We start from the raw sequence: 4,606 nt of genomic DNA, 5'->3' as shown, positions 1-4,606 counted from the left end.
GGATATAACTCTGCCGCTCGGACCAGACATCGTGCGCAGTGCCTGCCGCACGCCCGGCATGGAGAAGGCGCCGTGGGCCTGCGCGGTGAAGCAGGCGCTGAGCGCGAGGATTTGAAGAAGTCTGGATGCCGTTTTCATCGTCGTTCAGCCAATAGTTCTCTGCCTGAGCGTGGGTCGCTTCAGCGCTGCGTTAGGTTCATGGAAATCTTTGATCCAAGGACGGGCCGGATCGCCTCATCCCGACAGGAGGGTCAAAATTTCTGGAAAGGGTGACAGCGGCCAGCCGAGTTGCTATGCCCCGCGCGGACCACTCTCCCGCATGAGCTGACCCTATGCCTGACCTGCTTCTAGAACTTCGCTCCGAAGAGATTCCCGCCCAGCCGCGCGACCGCAGCGCCGGAGGCGCGAGGACGCGCAAACAGGAAAATGGCATGCGGGCGGAGATACGCTGATGCCGGATTTGTTGCTCGAACTTCGCTCCGAGGAAATCCCTGCCCGCATGCAACGCAAGGCGGCGGGCGATCTGAGAAAGATGCTGACCGACGGTCTGGTCGAGGCGGGACTGACCTATGAGGCGGCGCGTGAGTATTGGACGCCGCGGCGCCTTACCCTCGATATCCGTGGCCTCAACGCTCGCTCGAAGGACATTCACGAGGACATCAAGGGGCCGTCGACATCAGCGCCTGAACAGGCCGTCCAGGGCTTCCTGCGCAAGGCCGGGCTGTCATCGATCGCCGAAGCGCATGTCCATTCCGACCCGAAGAAGGGCGACTTCTACGTCGCCCATATTTCGAAGCCGGGCAGGGCGGCCGAAGAGATCATCGCCGGACTGGTGCCTGATATCGTCCGCAATTTCCCCTGGCCGAAGTCGATGCGCTGGGGACCGGCCTCGGCCAAGCCGGGATCGCTGCGCTGGGTGCGGCCGCTGCAATCGATCCTGTGCACCTTCGGCCCCGAGACCGAGGAGCCGGTCGTGGTCGATTTCGAGATCGACGGCATCCGTTCCGGCAACATCACCTACGGCCACCGTTTCCTTGCACCAGGCGAAATCACGGTGCGCCGCTTCGACGATTATGTGAGCAAGCTGGAGGCGGGCAAGGTCGTGCTCGACGCAGACCGGCGCAAGGAGATCATCCTTGCCGATGCCCGCAACCTCGCCTTCGCCAACGGGCTCGACCTGGTCGAGGACGAGGGCTTGCTCGAAGAAGTGTCCGGGCTGGTCGAGTGGCCTGTCGTGCTGATGGGCGAGTTCGAAGAGGCTTTCCTGGCCATTCCGGCCGAGGTGATCCGGCTGACCATCCGCGCCAACCAGAAGTGCTTTGTCACGCGGCCGCAGGGTGAAAGCGACGCGCTCTCCAACCGCTTTATCCTCACCGCCAACATCGAAGCCAGGGACGGCGGCAAGGAGATCGCCCACGGCAACGGCAAGGTGGTGCGCGCGCGCCTGTCCGACGCGCTCTATTTCTGGACGACCGACCAAGGGGATCTGCCCGATCTCGTTAAGCTGGAAGCATCGGCGAAGAAATTCGGGCTCGATCTGAGGAAGCCGCTCGACCAGCGCATGGCCCGGCTCGACCATCTCAATGTCACGTTCCATGCCAAGCTCGGCACGCAGGGCGAGCGGGTGGAGCGGATCGCCCGGCTGGCGGAAGAACTGGCGCCGACCGTCGGTGCGGATCCAGTGCTGGCGTGCCGTGCCGCTGTCCTGGCCAAGGCCGATCTCACCACTGAAGTGGTCGGCGAGTTTCCCGAATTGCAAGGCGCCATGGGCCGCAAATACGCGCTGCTGCAAGGCGATCATTCTTCTGTCGCGGCGGCGGCGGAAGAGCACTACAAGCCGCAGGGCCCGTCCGATTATGTGCCGAGCGATCCGGTGTCGGTCGCCGTGGCGCTCGCGGACAAGCTGGATACGCTGGTCGGGTTCTGGGCCATCGACGAAAAGCCGACTGGATCGAAGGATCCCTACGCGCTGCGTCGCGCTGCGCTCGGCGTCGTGAGGGTCATACTGGAAAACAAGCTCAAGCTTTCGCTGGGCATCGCCATCGCGACCGCGGTCTCCTCGGCACTCGCCGCGTACGAACAAAAAGGCGAAGGCGCCGAGAGCAGTGGCGTCGTTGCGATGCTCGACTTGCGCATTCGCGACTACAAGGGTGCAAGCCGATTGTTGTCGGAAGCAGGCGTGATTTCCAACTTGTTGAAAGGCGGGCTGGCCAAGGCGAACTCAGAAACCTTTGGCTCCGCCGATCAGGAGCGAGAGTTCTTTGACGGTCAGCGTCTGATGGAGCTTGAGGCATCGCTGTCGCCATTGATCGCTGACCTCTTGTCGTTCTTCCACGACCGCCTCAAAGTCTATCTCCGCGACCAGGGCGCACGGCATGATCTGATCGACGCCGTCATCACGCCGCAGTCCGACGACTTGCTTCAGATCGTTCGGCGCGTCGAAGCGCTTGGCTCCTTCCTCGACACCGAGGACGGCAGGAATTTGCTCGCCGGCACCAAGCGCGCGGCGAACATCCTGGCCGCCGAGGAGAAGAAGAAAACGGCGGTCGCCGAAACCGTTGAGCCGGCGTTGTTCCGGCAGGATGCGGAGAAGTCGCTGTTCGCGGCGGTGAATCAGGCCGAGAAGCAAGCCGGCGAAGCGATTCAAAACCAAGACTTTTCCGCTGCCATGCTGGCGCTTAGCGTGTTGCGTGAACCCGTTGATTCATTCTTTGAGCATGTTCTCGTGAATGATGAGGACCTGTCCGTGCGCGCCAACCGCCTTGCGCTGCTCACGCGCATTCGCACGGCTACCGGTCAGGTCGCGGATTTCTCGAAAATCGCTGGTTGAGAGGCGAGGAAAAATATCGTCCAGCCGGCCGTTCGAGCCGGCTTACAGTCATATGACGATGATCTCTCCGTGGCAAAAGGGACATGTTCCCCAACCCAACGGAGGCTTCCATGAATTCCGATCACGAAATCGAAGTGACAGAAGAAACCTCGGCCCCCGCCGAGGCGATTGAATCCGCTTCCGAAACCGCTCTCGATAATACCGTTACCGCAGTAGAAGCCGCCGATCTGTCTGACGAAGACGAGGATGGCGATGACGAAGAAGGCGAAGAGTCCGACGAAGACGACGCCGTGAAGGCCGAAGGCGACGACGCCGAGGGCGAGGAAGAATCCGAAGACGGCGAGGCCGAAGAAGACGACGACGACGACACGGAAGAAGCGGCCTGATTTTTCAGGCGGATTTTCGCGAAGAAAGGGCGGCGCTCTCGCGTCGCCCTTTTTCGTCGGTCTTTCCGAATACCGACTTGATCAGTTTTCCCGAACGCCGACTTTTCAGTTCTCCAGAATGCTGACGCGCACGCTGTTTTCGTAGACGTCGACCTGGATCAGCGGCTCGCCATTGACGATGGCGCGCTTGGTCGAGGAACTCATCGCGCCGGGGCGCTCCAGCATGCGCTGCAGGTCGGCGCGCTGGTCGTTGGTCCTGAACCAGGCGTCGCCCTCGTCGTCGCTGTCGCGGCGATGGAATTTGTGCCAGTTGGCGCGGTCCTGCCGCACCATCTGCGCCGCGCCGTCCAGCGCATAGCCGTCGCTCGCCTGGTGATCGCGATCCGAAATGCGCGCGACATAGGATCCCAGCATGTCGTCCGCATGAGCCACGCCAGCAAGCAATGACGCCAGCAAAAGCCCACCCACTGTTACGGTCTTCGATTTTTTCATGAGCAACCCCCTTGCCTTGAACGATGCAATCCCATCTGCCGAAGCCCCTTGGCGAAAGTCAGGTCGCAGGGCCGCCAGCGAGATACGTCTGGAAGAAATTCGCCTGACAATGGTGCGCAGGCGCCAGACTGCCGTCAAGCCGTTGAGCATGCTGATCGGTGAGTGGCAGGTCGCTATTTGACCTTGCCGGCTCCTGAAGCAGGCTGTTGGGCTGCCGGCGGTGGCGCGGCTGTCGCCGGTGCCGTTTTTCCGTGCGCCGGCGCGGGGGCTGCCGAGGCGGTCGCCGTGGCGGGGGCGGTTGCCGCAGCCGGCGCGGTTGCCGCGACCGGCGCCTTGGCTTGCACGGGTGTTGAGAAGGCGCCGCCGACGACGCCGCCACGAATGATCATCGGGCTCTGCGGGAAGGCATGCCTCGCCTCGGCCTTGTCCGGGATTGCCGCCACCTTCTCATAGGTGACGTCGGGCTCGCCGAGCGCAACGACGGACACCACGTCGCTCGCCTTGTCGTCGGTTGGCTTCAGCACAACGACGGAGGGCGTCGAGGCCGGCGCGCCGGGAAAGACCAGCGACGAGGCCTGAGCCTCGCCAACCATGGCAGCCAGAGTGATGACAAGCGTTCCCCAGATACGCACAGACACTGACATAGCTCCCCATTGCCCAGAAGCGGCACGATAGTGCTCGGCGATTGATGCCGGCTTTCATGGAAAGATAGCATTTTAGGAATTGATGAATTGCCTATGCCCGCTTGCCCCGGCGGCGCTGTCGTACTACGCAGCCGGCATCCGCGAGGTGACGAGAGTGGCTGAAATACTTGCCGTCGGCGAAGCGATGGAACCGGCGTTGGCGCTGCTTGAGGGCGGCGACGTCGTCGCCATTCCGACCGAGACCGTCTATGGAC

Annotated in this window: 4 protein-coding genes and 1 pseudogene; 3 read left to right on the top strand and 2 right to left on the bottom strand. The window is 62.5% G+C overall.

Annotated elements, in window-relative coordinates:
* Positions 1-451 precede the first annotated feature (451 nt).
* Together glyS and EOA36_RS28295 are read left to right on the top strand one after the other, a co-directional pair.
* Positions 452-2,830: a glycine--tRNA ligase subunit beta gene (gene glyS / locus EOA36_RS28300; RefSeq protein ID WP_127280338.1), complete on the top strand. Its 2,379-nt coding sequence runs from the start codon at positions 452-454 to the stop codon at positions 2,828-2,830.
* Between the two features lie 110 nt (positions 2,831-2,940).
* Complete coding sequence (locus EOA36_RS28295; RefSeq protein WP_127280337.1) at positions 2,941-3,216, top strand: ATPase; 276 nt, start codon at positions 2,941-2,943, stop codon at positions 3,214-3,216.
* A gap of 105 nt (positions 3,217-3,321) precedes the next feature.
* Here the strand turns inward: EOA36_RS28295 and EOA36_RS28290 are convergent, their stop codons facing one another.
* Together EOA36_RS28290 and EOA36_RS37465 are read right to left on the bottom strand one after the other, a co-directional pair.
* Complete coding sequence (locus tag EOA36_RS28290) at positions 3,322-3,708, bottom strand: hypothetical protein (RefSeq protein ID WP_127280336.1); 387 nt, start codon at positions 3,706-3,708, stop codon at positions 3,322-3,324.
* A gap of 173 nt (positions 3,709-3,881) precedes the next feature.
* Complete coding sequence (locus tag EOA36_RS37465) at positions 3,882-4,352, bottom strand: hypothetical protein (protein ID WP_348629829.1); 471 nt, start codon at positions 4,350-4,352, stop codon at positions 3,882-3,884.
* An 82-nt stretch (positions 4,353-4,434) separates the two neighbouring features.
* Here EOA36_RS37465 and EOA36_RS38510 point away from each other — a divergent pair.
* A pseudogene (locus tag EOA36_RS38510) lies at positions 4,435-4,606 on the top strand (translation factor Sua5); the annotation flags it as partial.

Origin of the sequence: Mesorhizobium sp. M8A.F.Ca.ET.021.01.1.1 (genome assembly GCF_003998025.1) — a bacterium.
In the GTDB taxonomy this organism is placed as follows: Bacteria; Pseudomonadota; Alphaproteobacteria; order Rhizobiales; family Rhizobiaceae; genus Mesorhizobium.
The sequence above is the reverse complement of the archived record's forward strand: the minus strand, read 5'-3'. Positions and strand labels throughout refer to the sequence as shown.